Source organism: Staphylococcus sp. HMSC072H03, assembly GCF_001809305.1.
Taxonomy (GTDB): Bacteria; Bacillota; Bacilli; order Staphylococcales; family Staphylococcaceae; genus Staphylococcus; species Staphylococcus hominis.
Map to the genome: position 1 here is coordinate 1 of NZ_KV796867.1, position 16,336 is coordinate 16,336.

Here is a 16,336-nt window from a genome sequence, read left to right on the forward strand (position 1 = left end):
GATAATTATAGAGCGAAAAAAGCAGAAGCAGAACAAGTCAGCAGAGACGCACAAAAAGTGATTGAAAATGACGATGCAACATCTGGGGAAATTGCGCAAGCAATAGCTAAAGTAAATGAAGCTACAGTTGCATTAAAACAAGCTAAACATGATTTAATTCCAGACAAAACTTTATTGAATAATGCTAAAAACAATTTAGAAACAAGCATTAATCAGGTGCCTGAAACTAAAAATATGACTAGTGATTCTGTTGAAAATTATAGAAATAAATTAAGTCAAGCAAAAGATACATTAGCTAATGCACAAAAAGTTATTGATAACCCAACTTCAACAGTTGATGAAATTCATAAAACTATCGAAAATGTGAAACGTGCTAAAGATGAACTTGAACAAGCTAAACATGACTTAATATTAGATTATGATGCTGTCATTAAAAAAATTAAACAACAAACTGATTTAACAGAATCACAGAAGGATAAATTAATAGAAAAGACAAAAGCTTCTACAACTTCTGATGAATTAGAAAATATTAAACATAATACTAATTTATTAAATGATGCGATGAAACAATTAAAAGAAAACATCGCTGAAAAAGATAAAATCAAAGCAAGTATTAATTATACTGATGGAGATAAAGATAAAAAAGATACCTATGATGATGCTTTAAAAGAAGCTGAAAAACTAATTAATGATGCAAAAAATCCTATTATTGATCCTAGCGTGATAAATCAACTTAAAGATAAGATAATTGATGCTAAAAATAATTTAAATGGTGCAGAAAAATTACAAAATGCTAGAAATAATGTTAAACACATATTGGAAAACTTAGAACATTTGAACAATGCACAAAAAGATGCGTTTAACAATATGGTAGATAATGAAAATTCACGTGATAATTTAGATATAATTATTAATAAAGCTAAAGAAGTGGATAAAGCTATGAAACATTTAATTGATGAAATAGCTGATAATTTAGATATCAAGCATTCTGTTAATTATTCAGAAGCTTCACCAGATAAAAAATCCGCTTACGATGAACTTATTAAAAAAGCTGAAGACTTAATAAATAAAGGTATTGGTACAAATGCATCACTTGAAGAAATTAATAAATTAATTCAAGATATTAAAAAAGCAAAATATGATTTAGATGGAAAACATCAAGTTGAATTAGCTAAACAAAAAGCTTTAGTAGAGTTAGAAAATGAAGTTAACCGATTGAAAGATGAAATTGACAACAATCCTAATCTTTCTAAAGAAGATAAAGAAAAACTTAAATCTAAATTAGAGCGTCTTCTTGAAGGTGCAAAAGGTCAGATTAATAATGCAACTACATTAACAGACCTTATTAAGATTAAAGATAATATTCAAAAAGAAATCGATAAATTAAAAGCATTAATTGATGCTAAAATTTTGGCTAAACAAGAAATTATTGATTTCGCTAATAAAAAACGCCAAGAAATTCTAAATAATTCTAACTTAACTAGTGCCCAGAAACAAAAAGCGTTAGCTGAAATAGATAAAGCTTTACAAAAAGTACTTAAAAACATTGATAACGCAAATGATATCAATGAAATTAACCATAAACTTAAAGAAGGCAAAGATAATATAGCGAAAATTGTTGCAAAAGAAATTACTAATGCGTTAATAAATAATAAAATTAAAGAAATTAAAGCACGCAAAGATTTAACAGATGAACAAAAAGCTAAATTAATTGATTATCTTGAAAAACTTAGACATGATACATTAAAAGAAATTGATAAATCACACATTGATGATATCGGTTCAATTATCCAAAAATTAATAAACAAATTGAATATGTTTGATATTGACAAAATTGAAAATATCTTAAGTCATAACAACAAAGATAATAATCAAAATCAATCAAATGTTAACACTGACGGTATTAAATCTAATAACAGTCATTTATCTAAATTACATAGATTACCTGATACTGGTTCAGAAGGTACATCTATTCAATTAGAAATTGAATTAATGACACTATTAGTTGGTCTAGGATTAGTATTAAAGAATCGTAGAAAAAAACAAAAAAATAACAAGAATAAAAGATAAAAAAGATATAACTTATTATCTTTAAAAATAAAGAGCAGGAAACCGATATAAACTGGGTTTCTTGCTCTTTTTTATTAAATAAATATTAACTATGCTTCAAAATCTATAATAATCCTTCCAGCGTTCTCATGATTAAGTACTGTCTCAATAGAATGTTTTAAATCTTTAAAAGCAATTGTATTTTTAATTTCATGTAATTTATCAGATTTTAAATCAGTTGCTAATCTTCTCCATACACGTTGACGTAATTTCATTGGTGTCATAACTGAATCAAGTCCAACGACGCTTACACCGCGAAGAATAAATGGAAATACTGAAGTTTCAAAGTGGTTACCTCCAGTCATACCAATTAATGCAACACCACCACCATTTGTTAGATGCTTTGCTATATAAGGTGTTCCAGGACCACCGCAAGGATCAATAGCAGCTTGCCAAGTTCTTTTTCCTAATATTTCATTACTATCTTCAGAAATACGATCGATAACTTCTCTTGCTCCTAATTCTTTTAATTTATTTGTAGCTTTTTTATTTCCAGTACTTGCTACAACTTTATAACCAAGTTCATTTAACATCATTACAGCTAAAGACCCAACACCACCAGAAGCGCCACGTACAAGTACTTTATCGCCTTCAAGTGTCATAAAGTTTGCTTTTTCTAATTTTTCTATTGCTAAACCAGCTGTGTAACCAGCAGTCCCATAAATCATCGCTTCTTCAAGTGTTAGATTTTCAGGACATTTAACAATCCAATCTGATTTAACACGGGCATACTCACTAAATCCACCGTAATGATTGACGCCTAAATCATAGCCAGTAATAATAACTTCTTCACCTTTTTCGATTGTAGGGTCATCAGATTCTACAACTGTACCTGCCAAATCAATTCCAGGAACCATTGGATATGATTTAAGTACACCGCTATCTTTAACAGTGGCTAAGGCATCTTTATAATTAATACCAGAATATTGAACTTTTATTAAAACTTCACCTTCAGGTAAATCATTGATTGATAAATCCTTGAAATCACTTGTGACGGTGCCATCATTATCTTTTTCAACCATAAACGCTTTGAAATTTACACTCATAAAATCGTACTCCTTAAAAATAAAAAATTAGATGTTAATTGCATATCCTAAATAACCATACCACATTTTAAATGAGTCATTAAGTTAAAAAGTTTATATAAATTAAATATAAAATAGTCTGTATTTTGATAAAAAAATAATTATATTGACAGTAAAACAGCATAAATATATAATTTTATTTATAATGATTATCAATATATATTTTAATTTATAATAAAATAATTTAATATAGTGTTTAAAATGTGTTTGATAAGGAATAAGGTATTATCTAGTTTTGTGAAAAAATAAGTACAATAAAAGAGGGGAAATATGAAAGAAGAAATTGAAGAAATTAAACAAGATAATGTAAGTGAGTTAAGAAAAATTGCAGAAAAAACATTTTATGATACTTTTAAAGGTAGTTATACTGATGAAAACTTTAAAAAATTTTTTGAAGAAAACTATAATGAAACGAAGTTATTATCAGAAATCGAACATCATCAATCATTTCACTATTTCTATAAGGTCGATGATGAGATTGCTGGTTATTTAAAATTAAATATTAATGAAACACAAACTGAACCAAAAGGTAATCAATATTTAGAAATTCAGCGCATTTATTTTGATAAGGATTACCAAGGTGGAGGGAGAGGAAGTCAATTTATTCAATTAGCGATTGATAAAGCAAGGGAGTATAATAAATCAAAAATATGGTTAGGTGTTTGGGAAAATAATCCTTCTGCCATTAGCTTTTATAAAAAGCAAGGCTTTGAAATTACAGGACAACATGATTTTATTAATGGTAATGTAATAGACACGGATTTAATTATGGAAAAAGAAATTTAAAATAACACAATAAAGCACTAAGCGTACAGAAAAGTTCTGTACGCTTAGTGCTTTATTATTTATCTAAAATATCTCTCATAAGTTGAGTTAATTTTTTTAGAGATTGATTATTACGATTTATAAGTGCATGTTGATGAATGGTAGGAATCCTATCATGAATTAAATGATTTAGTAACAATTCTTCGTCTGTGTACCAAACTTTTGCTAGACTATTCAGCACATCAATATAGACGCCACGTTCTTCTTTATATTCTTCGTGGTTAGGAGTATATAAACAAACTTTTTTATCAATAGTTAGGGCATCAAAAATGATAGAAGAATAATCAGTAAGTACAATGTCTGATACTAAGATTAAGTCTTGTGTTTCGATATCCATAGGAGCCTCAATGACACCTTCTGGAATAGCATCATCACCTTCAATATGCCCCTTATATATCACATAGTATTTTTCTAGTAACTCTGGTGTCATCGTTAAAGGCGTAAATGATTCTGTATTTTTATGCCATGTTGGCGCATATAATAAAACAGGTTTTGTATGATTGAGTTTTAATTTTTCACGTATTTTTCTTTGCTGATTTTGATTATCTTTATAGTTTAGTAAATAACTTACTCTTGGATAACCAAAAGGAAGAAATTGAACCGTTTCATTAGGAAAAGCAGTCTCAAATAAACCTTCTGAAGCTTTTGAATCTAATAAGACATATGATTGGTGTTTCCATTTATTATATTTTCTTGCTCTGTAATTATAAATAGTTTGATTTTGATAAGGTTCTTTACTATCTAAAAATAATTCTTTAATAGGTGTACCATGCCATAATTGAATGACTGTACCATTAGGTTGGTAAGCTTCAGGCATATAACTTTCAATGACTACAATTTTTGCAGTTTCAATAAGTTCTTTATTATGTTCTGCATCAATGGGAAGGAAATACGGTCCACGTCTATCGTCAGTAATGTAATAAGCTTCTGTTGTTGGATTTCGTTTTACAAAATAATTAAAAAGGTATTTAGAGTTACCCCTATAGCCATAATCGAATCCTAAAAATACGACATGATTTTTCAATTTGGATGTATCTTTAGTATAGATATAACTTAATTTTTTATGATTTTGAATAGCACGTTGATGAATTTTATTGTACATCCATTTAGGTAATTTAAATTTTGTTGTTACAAGCCAGCTATCAGCAAAACGAAGAGTTTCGTCAGCTAATGGATGCTTATATTTAGGAAATGGAATCGAATGGTCGTGGATATAAGCTAATTTATTTAAATCAAAGTGATTGGCAATTTTAATTTCTCGTGTATCTAATGAATTCCAAAATGAACTAGATGTCTGTAATTCTTCAATAAAATCAAAAACAACATGTCCATCTATATCGATCTCATTTTTTAAAATAGTGATGACTGCTAGATCCATAATAGATTGAATTTGATATTTTGAAAGGTAAATCAGCGCAGTATCAATATTATAAATGATATTTGGATAATGATTAATATTATTCATCCAAGCGAGAAAACTTAATTTATCATTCCCAAAATAACGACAATCATTAAGGTAAACACCATGGATTGTGTAATCAACCGCAATAGAATGTTCACCTAATGGGACAGCATTAAGCATGTCTTGATTAATTTTTATTTCGTTAGAATAGGGGATAAAATGTGAATACCCTGCAGATTTAGCTTTATTAAGTTGTATATCTAGATGTGCCATATTAGATATATTTATTTGTTTAATCATTATGCATTATCCTTTAACTCCTAAATTTCATATTTTTATTTTACCATGCACTTTTAAAAAATTCATATTTACATGAATGATCATATAAAATCATATATTAATGAAAATTCAAATAGATTTTACTACTATTGTTGACATAAATTATTTTTACAGTATTGTCAATTGTGATAAGAAATGTTATATTATTTTTGTGAAAATATTCACAAAAATAAAAAGTGTAATATTCTAATTTTAACTTGAATACAATATGTTAATTTTTGTGAATACCTGTTAAAATTATAAAAGTGAATTTTTAGTTGTTTAGCTAGATAATTCATCAATATAATAAAATATTAAGGAAAGAAGCGTTTAAACTATGTTAGTACATTCTTTTAACCCTTTTGGTAACTTAGCGTTATCTAGTTTAATTGCAGCAATTCCAATCATTTTATTCTTGTTATGTTTAACTGTGTTTAAAATGAAAGGGATTTATGCAGCAATCACTACTTTAGTAGTTACTTTACTTATTGCATTGCCATTCTTTAAATTACCTGGTGGTATTGCTACAGGTGGTGTAATAGAAGGATTCTATCAAGGTATTATCCCAATTGGTTATATCGTTATTATGGCCGTTTTATTATATAAAACGACTCAAGAATCTGGTCAATTTAGTACAATTCAAGATAGCATTATGAGCATTTCACAAGACCAACGTATTCAATTATTATTAATTGGTTTTGCTTTTAATGGCTTCTTAGAAGGTGCTGCAGGTTTCGGTGTGCCAATTGCAATTTGTGCATTATTACTTGCACAACTAGGTTTTAAACCTTTACAAGCAGCTATGTTATGTTTAATTGCCAACGCTGCTTCAGGTGCATTCGGTGCAATTGGTATTCCAGTTGGTATTGTGAATACACTTCATTTACCAGGACATGTTGAAGCAATGAGCGTGTCTCAAGTGTCTACACTTACTTTAGCAATTATTAACTTTATTATTCCATTCTTATTAATCTTTATTATTGATGGTTTTAAAGGTATTAAGGAAACATTACCACAAATTTTAGTAGCTTCAATTACTTATACAGTATTACAAGGCTTAATTACAGTATTTGTTGGTCCAGAATTAGCTGACATCATTCCACCATTAGTGACTATGGGTGTGTTAGCAGTATTCTCTAAAAAATTCCAACCTAAAAATATTTTTAGAATACAAAAAGATGTTAAACCAGAAGCAGTTACTCCACATAGTGGTAAAGAAATTTTATATGCATGGAGCCCATTCATTATCTTAACTGTAATTGTAATGATTTGGAGTGCAACATTCTTTAAAAACTTATTTGCACCAAATGGTCCTTTATCAGCATTGGTATTTAACTTTAATTTACCAGGAACATACAGTGATGTAGCACATAAACCTATTACATTAAGTTTTAATTTTATTGGTCAAACTGGTACAGCCATTTTACTTACAATTATTATTACAGTTTTAATGTCTAAAAAAGTTAATTTCGGTGATGCAGGACGTTTGTTCGTAGAAGCATTCAAAGAACTATGGTTACCAATTTTAACTATTTGTTTCATTTTAGCAATTTCTAAAATCACTACATATGGTGGTTTAAGTGCTGCAATGGGTCAAGGTATCGCAAAAGCAGGCGGCGTGTTCCCAATTTTATCTCCAATCTTAGGATGGATTGGTGTGTTCATGACTGGTTCTGTTGTAAATAACAACTCATTATTCGCACCAATTCAAGCTTCAGTTGCCCAACAAATTGGTACAAGTGCACCGTTACTTGTTGGAGCGAATACTGTTGGTGGTGTGGCTGCAAAACTTATATCTCCACAATCAATTGCGATTGCAACAGCAGCTGTAAAACAAGTGGGTAAAGAATCAGAATTACTTAAAATGACATTAAAATACAGTGTTGCTTTATTGATATTTATCTGTATTTGGACATTTATTTTATCAATGTTTATGTAGTTATAATAAAAAGGATTGCAATTCGGAGAATTGCAATCCTTTTTTTATTTGAAAATAGAATAAAAAGCATTATAGATTTTATCTGGAGAATAGCTTTCAAGAGTTTGATGGCTTGCTTCAATCATATTTTCTGAATGCTCTTTCTTTTGAATAGCAAGATCAATATATTTTGCTAATGATTGTGCATTCGCATAGTCTGCTAAATAACCATTTTTATTATGTTGAATCAGTTGTGAAGGTCCAAGTGTATCTTTAAAACTAATAACAATATTGTCTTGAGCCATTGCTTCTAATATGACCATTCCAAACCCTTCATTTCGTGAAGGAACGACAGTCATTCGACTTTGCGCTAATTTTTCATTAAGGTGTTGAGTAGCTGGATATATAGTTATTAAGTCATTAAGCTGGTGATGATTAATAGTTTCTTGTAAATGTTGATGTTCTTGACCTTCACCATAAATCTCAATTTTATATTTTTTCTGTCTAAGCGTATCTTTAATGAGTTGGACACTTTCGATTAAAATATCATAACCTTTTTCATATTCTAGACGTCCGGCACTTAAAATAACATTTTTTTTAGGTAGATTTAATTTTTTAGTGCGAATAATATTAGGAACGACATATACAGGCGTTTTAATGAATGATTCATAATGGTCTTTATCCGTATGAGTTAAAGTGGTTAGTGCGTCTAGATGTTGATAAGCATCTAATATTTCTTGTCGATACGCTTTGGGATAGGCATTTAAATTCATATGCTCCATACCTATTGTCATTGCATGTCCATGATAATATTTAGAAATAAATATATTAAAACTTGCTCTTGTACCTATGAGTACATCGGTATCTATATCATTAATTGCGCGTATCAATTTATGTTCAATATACTTCGAGAATTGATTTAAACCAGGCTCATGTTTTGAAAGGTAGATAGGCTTTAATAAAGGAGTGTATTTATTAAGCCGATTCATGAAGATAGAAATCACATTTTGTGGTTTTAGTCTATAATCAACTAAGTGTTTTATTTTAATAGAAGAATTAAGTTTGAAGTAAGGCTTATCTTTAGCTCTAAAAATAGAGATAATTTTAACGTTATGACCTTTGTCCGCTAAGGTATTTGCTAATTCAGTCATTGCTTTAACTGTGCCACCTAAAGCATATATATTATGCATTAAAAAAGTAAATGATTTCATGATTGTACCTCGTTATTAATAATATTATAAAAATTATAGCATGTAATAAACCAACTGTATAAATATTGTGGGCTTTATAATAAAATTAAAATATTTTTGAAAACAGAGATGACATAATGTAATAATTCGTGTAAATACTTTTTTCAAAGAGAAATTATGTATATAATTACTATAGTAATTAAAATTTTGTTTACGTTTTTAACGTCAAATTAATATTTATTTTTTATCAATTAAAGAAAGCGTTTTAAATTGAAAATGGTCGTATTTATTTCGACTGAAGATGTAATTATAAAAGGGGGACTGGGTTGTTATGAGTATAGAACATAGCAAAACAGATGTCATCTTAATCGGTGGCGGAATCATGAGCGCAACATTAGGAACATTACTAAAAGACTTATCTCCAGAAAAAGAAATTAAAATTTTCGAAAAATTGGAACAATCAGGTGAGGAGAGTTCTAATGTATGGAATAATGCTGGAACAGGACATTCAGCTCTATGTGAATTGAATTATACAAAAGAAAATAAAGATGGCAGTATTGATGTAACAAAAGCAATTAAAATTAATGAACAGTTCCAAGTATCTAAACAATTTTGGGCTTATCTAGTCAGAACTGGTCAACTAGAACATCCAGGTAATTTTATTCAATCTGTGCCACATATGAGCTTTGTTAAAGGTATTTTAAACGTAGACTTTTTGAAAAAACGTGTAAAAGCTTTAAAAGAAAATATTTTATTTCAAAAAATGGAAATCACAGAAGATCGGGATCAAATTGATGAATGGGTGCCGTTAATGGTAGAAGGTAGAACATCACCCGTTCCTATTGCATTATCTCGTGATGAAACTGGTACAGATGTAAACTTTGGAGCACTCACTAAAAAATTAATTTCTAATTTAAAAGAACGTAATGTAGACGTTACGTATCATCAAGAAGTTCAAAATATTGAACGATTGAACAATGGTTATTGGAAAGTGACTGTCAAAGATTTGAACTCTAATACAATTCATACGTTTGAATCTGAGTTTGTGTTCATCGGTGCTGGAGGAGCAAGTCTTCCACTTCTACAAAAAACTGGAATTAAGCAGTCTAAACATGTAGGTGGTTTCCCAGTAAGTGGTCTTTTCTTACGTTGTAAAAACGAAGACGTTATTGAACGTCACTATGCAAAAGTATATGGTAAAGCAGATGTTGGAGCACCGCCGATGTCTGTACCACATTTAGATACACGATTTGTAAATGGAGAACGCTCTCTATTATTTGGACCGTTTGCAGGTTTCTCACCTAAATTTTTGAAAACAGGATCAAATTTAGATTTAATTCGCTCTGTTAAACCGAATAATATTGTGACGATGTTAACAGCAGGAGTTAAAGAGTTCAATTTAACTAAATACTTAGTTTCTCAATTAATGCTTAGTCATAAAGATCGAATGAATGATTTAAGAATCTTTTTACCGAATGCTAGAGACAAAGATTGGGAAGTTGTTATTGCTGGACAACGTGTTCAAGTGATTAAAGATACAGAAGATAGTAAAGGGAACTTACAATTTGGTACAGAGGTCATTACTTCTGATGATGGATCACTTGCAGCATTATTAGGTGCTTCTCCAGGAGCTTCAACAGCTGTCGATATCATGTTAGATGTATTAAAACGCTGTTACAAAAATGAATTTGATGCTTGGATTCCAAAAATTAAAGAGATGATTCCATCGTATGGACTTAAACTTAATGAGCATGAAGAAGTTTATAACGCAGTAAATAAAGAAGTAAGAAAATATTTAAATGTGAAATAATCAAAAAAACAGGTAGTGTCCTTTTTAACACTGCCTGTTTTTGTCTAATAAGTTAAAATAGGGTATGTGGAAATAGAATTTTAAATGTCGTGCCACTTTCAGAATTACTAGATACACATATTTTACCGTGATGTAAATCAATGATGGACTTAGTAATTGCTAGTCCTAAACCATTACTATTATCACTAGCATTGAGTTTATAAAAACGATCAAATAGATGTGGTATCGCTTGTTTAGAAATAGTTTGTCCTTCATTTGTTACCGCAAAAATAATATGATTATTTTCTTGATTCAAAGTAATATCGATAATGCCATTTATATCTGAATATTTAATAGCATTTTGAATTAGATTCGAAAATGCTTGATGTAAAAGGCGACGATTTCCCTGGAAATATATGTTATGCATATCAGATAATAACATCAATGATTTATCATCAATCGTGTATTGTTCATGTCGAATGATATCAGTAATGAGTGAAGATAATTCTAATTTATCGTCAACAGATAAGTGATTCGCATTATCTAATTCAGATAGTAATAGTAGTTCTTTTATTAAGTTACTAAGACGTGTAATTTCTAAATGAATATCATTGATTAAACTATGACGTTCATCTTCTGAATGCGCAGATTGTAATTCAGTTAATAGTCTTTCAATATGTGTAAGAGGTGTTTTAATTTCATGTGAAACATTTTGAACAAAATGCTGACGCATGTCATCTAATTGTTTTAATGACTGACGCATGGTATCAAAGCGAAACTGTAAAGTTCCAATTTCATCATGACGTGTACGAGAAATGGGTGTTTCAAAATTCCCATTCATTAATTGTTCTGTCGCCAATTTTAACTTTTTAATAGGTTTAATGATCGAGTATGTTGAAGCAATAACAAGCGAAATAGATATCAGCAATAAGAAAATAAGTAATACAAATAAAAATATTCTAAACTCGCCGAATGTTTTACCTATATCTGGCCGCATAAATACTGCTATAGGTTCATGGTCTTCATAAAATCTTATGCCCACCGTGTTATCTGTTTCGTTATCAAAGAAACCTGTCACAAATAATTCAAAAGGTTTGTTTTTTATACCGTGATAATCATGACCACGCATAACTTGGTTAATAGATGATGAGGACAGTGTATCTTTTCTAAAAGGTTCACCATAAAATGTTTTTTGTCCTTGTTTATCGACGGTAACGATTTGATAATTCATTTGTCCTAAATGTTGAAAATAAGACTTTACGTATTTTGAAGGAAGTTGATGTTCGTATGTACGAGCTTCTTTTAACGTACGCATAATTTTAGTGTCATTATTTTCTTTGAGATTGAAATGATAATATATATTTGCTATGAAAAAACTAACTAATGCACTAAAAATAATCACAGTAATAGTATAAATCGCAATGCGACTATATAATGTTTTAAACATCTTTATTCACCTTGTATCCCTGGCCTCTTACTGTTTGAATTTCAATAGTTGCCTCTAATTTTTTTAACCGTGTTCTTAAACGCTTAATATGAACGTCTACTGTTCTTTCATCGCCTGTATAATCGAAACCCCAAATTTTTTCAATAATAGACTCTCTTGTGTAAATTTGTCTTGGATGAGTGCATAATAAAAATAGGAGTTGGAATTCTTTAGTAGGAAGATTCATTTTTTTAGATGCTACACTTACCTCCATAAATTCATCATTTAAAATGACATTTCCTATTTCAATCTTATTTTGTGTATTAATTTGATAACGACGCAAAACGGCACGAATTCTAAATAATAATTCTTTAATTTCAAATGGCTTAGTTACATAGTCATCTGTGCCACTGACAAATGCGCGTTCTTTATCACTTAATGCATCTCGTGCTGTTAGCATAATAACTGGTAATTGATAGTGATCTTTTAATAATTGACATAATTCAAATCCATCCATACCTGTCATCATAATATCTACAACTGCGATATCCACGCGATGATGATTAAGATATTTTAATGCTTGTTCTCCACTCGAATGTGTCACGGTTTTTATATGATCCGCTTCTAAATGTTTAGAAACGTAATGCAAGAGTTTTGGATCATCATCTACAATTAAACATTTTATCATTTACTTTTCGCTCCTTTTCTAATTATTATACGAATCTTTAAAATCTAAGACAATTTTCTTTGTTGTTCATATTCAGTTCATATTTACTCTCTATACTGTTTAATAAAGATAAATAGGGAGGAAAAAGAAATGAATTTAGCTTGGAAAGAAATAAAATTTTATAAGTTTCGATATATATTAATTATGCTAATCATCTTCTTACTAGGGAGTATGGTATTATTTATTAATGGTTTAGCTCAAGGTTTAGCGAGAGAAAATGTGTCATTTTTAAATAATCAAAATGCACAAACATATATTATTGAAAAAATGAAAGAACCTAAAATTGAAACATCACAACTTGATTCAAATCAACAAAATAAGATAGAAGATATTATAAATCAACAAGCAACACATCTTGGACCACAAACATTAAAATTAAAACAACAAGATCAAGATATTCTTACGTTCTCTACTTCTAAAGAAGATCGTCCCTCTTTAAAAGAAGGTCGCTATCCTAATCATTCACATGAAGTTGCAATAAATGATAAATTAACGGGACAAGATGTAAAAAAAGGAGATATGATTAAGTTTAAAGGTCATAAAGAAGCTTATAAAGTAAGTGGTATTATTGAAGATACAATGTATTCTCATAGTTCAATGGTTATGATGAATCATTCAGATTTTAAAACGCTTAATAAAAATTATTCTACATTCTATCCAGTTAAAGAATTAAGTAAAAAAGATAAAAATAGAATTAATGATATTTCTAATGTAACAACTGTTAGTGAAAAAACATTGACTGATAACATTGCAAGTTACCAAACAGAACAAATGCCATTGAATTTAATGATAATTAGTTTGTTTGTGATTACAGCAATTGTATTAAGTGCATTCTTTTATGTTATGACCATTCAAAAAATCTCACAAATAGGCATATTAAAAGCAGTAGGTATTAAAACGAGACATTTATTAAGCTCATTAATTATAGAGATTATTTTAACTACCATGGTTGGTGTTATTTTAGCCACAGTACTTATTTTAATATTAAGTTTAATTATGCCAGTGACTATGCCATTTTATTTAGGTTACGGTACAATTTTATTAATGATTGTTATTTTTCTTATTGTAGGATGTATCGGTGCCTTACTATCATTTATCAAAGTAGTAAAAGTGGATCCAATTGATGCTATTGGAGGTATGGAATAATGACATTAAAACTCGAACATATTAGTAAAACATTTGGAGAAGGTTTAGCGAAGACAAAAGTATTAAAGGATATTAATTTAGACGTTCAACCAGGAGAGTTTATTATTTTAAATGGTGCATCAGGTTCAGGTAAATCGACACTATTAAATATATTAGGTGGGTTGTTAACACCTACTGATGGTAAGATATTATATGAAGGTCATGATTTGTATTCAAATTATAAAAATAGTACAGAATTAAGACTTAATGATATTGGTTTTATTTTTCAATCGTCACATCTTGTGCCTTATCTAACGGTTGAAGAACAACTCACTGTTATTGCTAAGGAAGCGGGAGTAAATAAAAAAGAAGCCGTTTCAAATGCTAAATATTTATTAACAGAAATTGGTCTCAAAGATCGTTTGGATGCATTTCCACATATGTTATCAGGAGGAGAAAAGCAACGTGTAGCAATTATGCGTGCCTTTACAAATAATCCTAAAATTATTCTTGCAGATGAACCAACAGCAAGTTTAGATGCAAGTCGTGCTACGAAAGTAGTAGAGATGATTAAGGAACGTATAAAATCTGAAGAGATGGTAGGTATTATGATTACACATGACGAGCGATTATTTGACTATGCTGATCGCGTTGTAAAATTAGAAGACGGCAAAATACTTAATTAAAAAGTGAATAGTATTCATACTATGGAAAAGTCTGGATCATATAAGAAAATGATCCAGACTTTTTGTATATTAAAGTAATATCCAAATTGATGCTATAAATACTCCGACTAAATACAAAGTCAAAAGTAATTTATATTGATATATAAGTGCAAGAAAATCTCGTAAGAGCGCTTTATCTAGAAAATGATAAGGCGTTGAACTTCCTAATCCTATTATGTTTATATTTAACTTTTGTGCAAAACGTAAGGCTCTTAAAATATGAAATTGACTCGTCACACATAAAATACTAGGGACATTTTCAAACGATGTATTAATGAAAGATTTAGAATATAAAAAGTTCTCATATGTACTGCTTGATTGTGATTCCATCAATATTGAAGAAGATGACACACCACATTTAATGAGATAATTCTTCATTGCTAAGGCCTCTGAAATTGGTTCGTCAGGACCTTGACCACCACTTACCAATATGTTGCAATTATGCGACTGTACTTTATAGATTTTTAAAGCTCTATCCAGTCTAGAGGCTAGCATAGGAGTGATTGTTTCAGTGAATATACCTGCGCCAAGTATAAGAATCACATCATATTGTTTATGGGTTTTAGCACGTCCAAATGCAGAAGAAAAAATTAAATATATAATGAAAGTGTAACAAGCACTAAATAAAATTAAAGCAATCCATAAAAACATGCCATTTAAAATAGATAATGGTATTGTACTAAGATATATAAATATACCAATAAATAAGACACCATTTATTAATCTACGAAACATTTTGTTTAAGAAACGGGTTCCTTTTTTTATTTTAAATAGATGAGAATGTTTGACAAGCAAACCGATGGTAGAAATGATAATTAATATAAACAATCCAGTTGGTAGAGTCATGGTCATGATATTAATGAGATTAATGGTGAAACATAATATCACGCTTGTAATAAAAAAAGAAAGGGAGATAAAATGTCTTATATTAAACAAAACACTTAGGATAATAATTAAAACAATAAATAATAAAATGATTGCTAGCATATTTAATAACCTCATATCTATTTATATATTTAAATGTAATGAAAGGGTCACAATTTAGCAACTATTATATTTTTCTATTTGTTTTCAACGTGGAAAATTATTGATATTATTTAACAGAGTATAAAAATTAACTACATAATATATGAAATTATTTAAGTAAGGAGATTTGTAATGAATAGAATCTCAAAAAATCATATTGAATTTATGAAACATTTCATAGACGATACAAATACATTAACGTCTAAACTTTTAAAAGATCAACAAGTAAAATATGGTGTTTCTACTGAGCAATCGAATGTACTACGATTACTTAGTCATCATCAAGCTTTATCTATAACAGAAATTACTGAAAAACAAGGGGTTAATAAAGCGGCAGTAAGTCGTCGTATAAAAAAATTAATAGAAAGTGACTTTGTTGCATTACAGAAGCCTAACGATAAAATAGATCAACGTTTAAAGTATATTGTTTTAACAGAGAAAGGGCGCCAATATACGGAAGAAAATAACGAAATTATAAGTCAAATTGTGAATGATATGGTTAAAGACTTATCTAGTAGTGATATAGAAAAAGCTCTGAGTGTGCTTTATATTATAGATGAACGTGTGAAGCAGTTTAATGCTAAGGTAAAATAAACGTTAATCGGAAGTTATCTCCACAAGAAAAAAGGGTTATAATATTTGTGTGAAAAATATAAATGACATTGCATCTT

13 protein-coding genes are annotated in these 16,336 nt (G+C 29.2%); 7 read left to right on the forward strand and 6 right to left on the reverse strand.

The features are described from left to right. Nucleotides 1–2,070, forward strand: a 2,070-nt coding sequence (locus tag HMPREF2578_RS00465) for a DUF1542 domain-containing protein (protein ID WP_070508189.1), incomplete at its 5' end; no start/stop codon positions are given. An 89-nt stretch (nt 2,071–2,159) separates the two neighbouring features. Here HMPREF2578_RS00465 and HMPREF2578_RS00470 read toward each other — a convergent pair. Continuing rightward, nucleotides 2,160–3,155: an acrylyl-CoA reductase family protein gene (locus HMPREF2578_RS00470; RefSeq protein WP_048680383.1), complete on the reverse strand. Its 996-nt coding sequence runs from the start codon at nt 3,153–3,155 to the stop codon at nt 2,160–2,162. Between the two features lie 309 nt (nt 3,156–3,464). On the opposite strand from HMPREF2578_RS00470, the gene HMPREF2578_RS00475 reads away from it, so the two are divergent. After that, on the forward strand, nt 3,465–3,980 hold the full coding sequence (locus tag HMPREF2578_RS00475) for a GNAT family N-acetyltransferase (RefSeq protein WP_048680377.1): 516 nt from the start codon (nt 3,465–3,467) through the stop codon (nt 3,978–3,980). 55 nt (nt 3,981–4,035) lie between these two features. On the opposite strand, the gene HMPREF2578_RS00480 is transcribed toward HMPREF2578_RS00475, so the two are convergent. Then, complete coding sequence (locus HMPREF2578_RS00480; protein ID WP_049413622.1) at nt 4,036–5,721, reverse strand: CDP-glycerol glycerophosphotransferase family protein; 1,686 nt, start codon at nt 5,719–5,721, stop codon at nt 4,036–4,038. Between the two features lie 355 nt (nt 5,722–6,076). On the opposite strand from HMPREF2578_RS00480, the gene HMPREF2578_RS00485 reads away from it, so the two are divergent. After that, on the forward strand, nt 6,077–7,678 hold the full coding sequence (locus HMPREF2578_RS00485) for an L-lactate permease (protein ID WP_002448432.1): 1,602 nt from the start codon (nt 6,077–6,079) through the stop codon (nt 7,676–7,678). Nucleotides 7,679–7,722: 44 nt separating this feature from the next. On the opposite strand, the gene HMPREF2578_RS00490 is transcribed toward HMPREF2578_RS00485, so the two are convergent. Continuing rightward, complete coding sequence (locus tag HMPREF2578_RS00490; RefSeq protein ID WP_017174932.1) at nt 7,723–8,868, reverse strand: glycosyltransferase family 4 protein; 1,146 nt, start codon at nt 8,866–8,868, stop codon at nt 7,723–7,725. A gap of 310 nt (nt 8,869–9,178) precedes the next feature. Between HMPREF2578_RS00490 and mqo the strand changes: the two genes are divergently transcribed. Beyond that, entirely contained in the window at nt 9,179–10,657 is a 1,479-nt protein-coding gene (gene mqo, locus HMPREF2578_RS00495; protein WP_070508190.1) for a malate dehydrogenase (quinone), read from the forward strand. A 52-nt stretch (nt 10,658–10,709) separates the two neighbouring features. On the opposite strand, the gene HMPREF2578_RS00500 is transcribed toward mqo, so the two are convergent. Next, entirely contained in the window at nt 10,710–12,083 is a 1,374-nt protein-coding gene (locus HMPREF2578_RS00500; protein ID WP_070508191.1) for a sensor histidine kinase, read from the reverse strand. Further along, a complete protein-coding gene (locus tag HMPREF2578_RS00505; protein WP_017174929.1) occupies nt 12,076–12,750 on the reverse strand; it encodes a response regulator transcription factor in 675 nt (224 codons plus the stop codon). The genes HMPREF2578_RS00500 and HMPREF2578_RS00505 overlap by 8 nt, the downstream gene beginning before the upstream one ends. Nucleotides 12,751–12,879: 129 nt before the next feature. Here HMPREF2578_RS00505 and HMPREF2578_RS00510 point away from each other — a divergent pair, with 129 nt between their 5' ends. Both HMPREF2578_RS00510 and HMPREF2578_RS00515 read left to right on the forward strand, forming a co-directional pair. Next, nucleotides 12,880–13,935 (forward strand): ABC transporter permease, encoded by a 1,056-nt coding sequence (locus tag HMPREF2578_RS00510; RefSeq protein ID WP_061815614.1) that lies wholly within the window; start codon nt 12,880–12,882, stop codon nt 13,933–13,935. Further along, nucleotides 13,935–14,600: an ABC transporter ATP-binding protein gene (locus HMPREF2578_RS00515; protein WP_049413630.1), complete on the forward strand. Its 666-nt coding sequence runs from the start codon at nt 13,935–13,937 to the stop codon at nt 14,598–14,600. The genes HMPREF2578_RS00510 and HMPREF2578_RS00515 overlap by 1 nt, the downstream gene beginning before the upstream one ends. A 69-nt stretch (nt 14,601–14,669) precedes the next feature. On the opposite strand, the gene HMPREF2578_RS00520 is transcribed toward HMPREF2578_RS00515, so the two are convergent. Continuing rightward, on the reverse strand, nt 14,670–15,626 hold the full coding sequence (locus HMPREF2578_RS00520) for a YdcF family protein (protein WP_070491988.1): 957 nt from the start codon (nt 15,624–15,626) through the stop codon (nt 14,670–14,672). Nucleotides 15,627–15,797: 171 nt separating this feature from the next. Here HMPREF2578_RS00520 and HMPREF2578_RS00525 point away from each other — a divergent pair, with 171 nt between their 5' ends. Beyond that, on the forward strand, nt 15,798–16,259 hold the full coding sequence (locus tag HMPREF2578_RS00525) for a MarR family transcriptional regulator TcaR (RefSeq protein WP_017174925.1): 462 nt from the start codon (nt 15,798–15,800) through the stop codon (nt 16,257–16,259). The last annotated feature ends 77 nt before the right edge of the window (nt 16,260–16,336 follow it).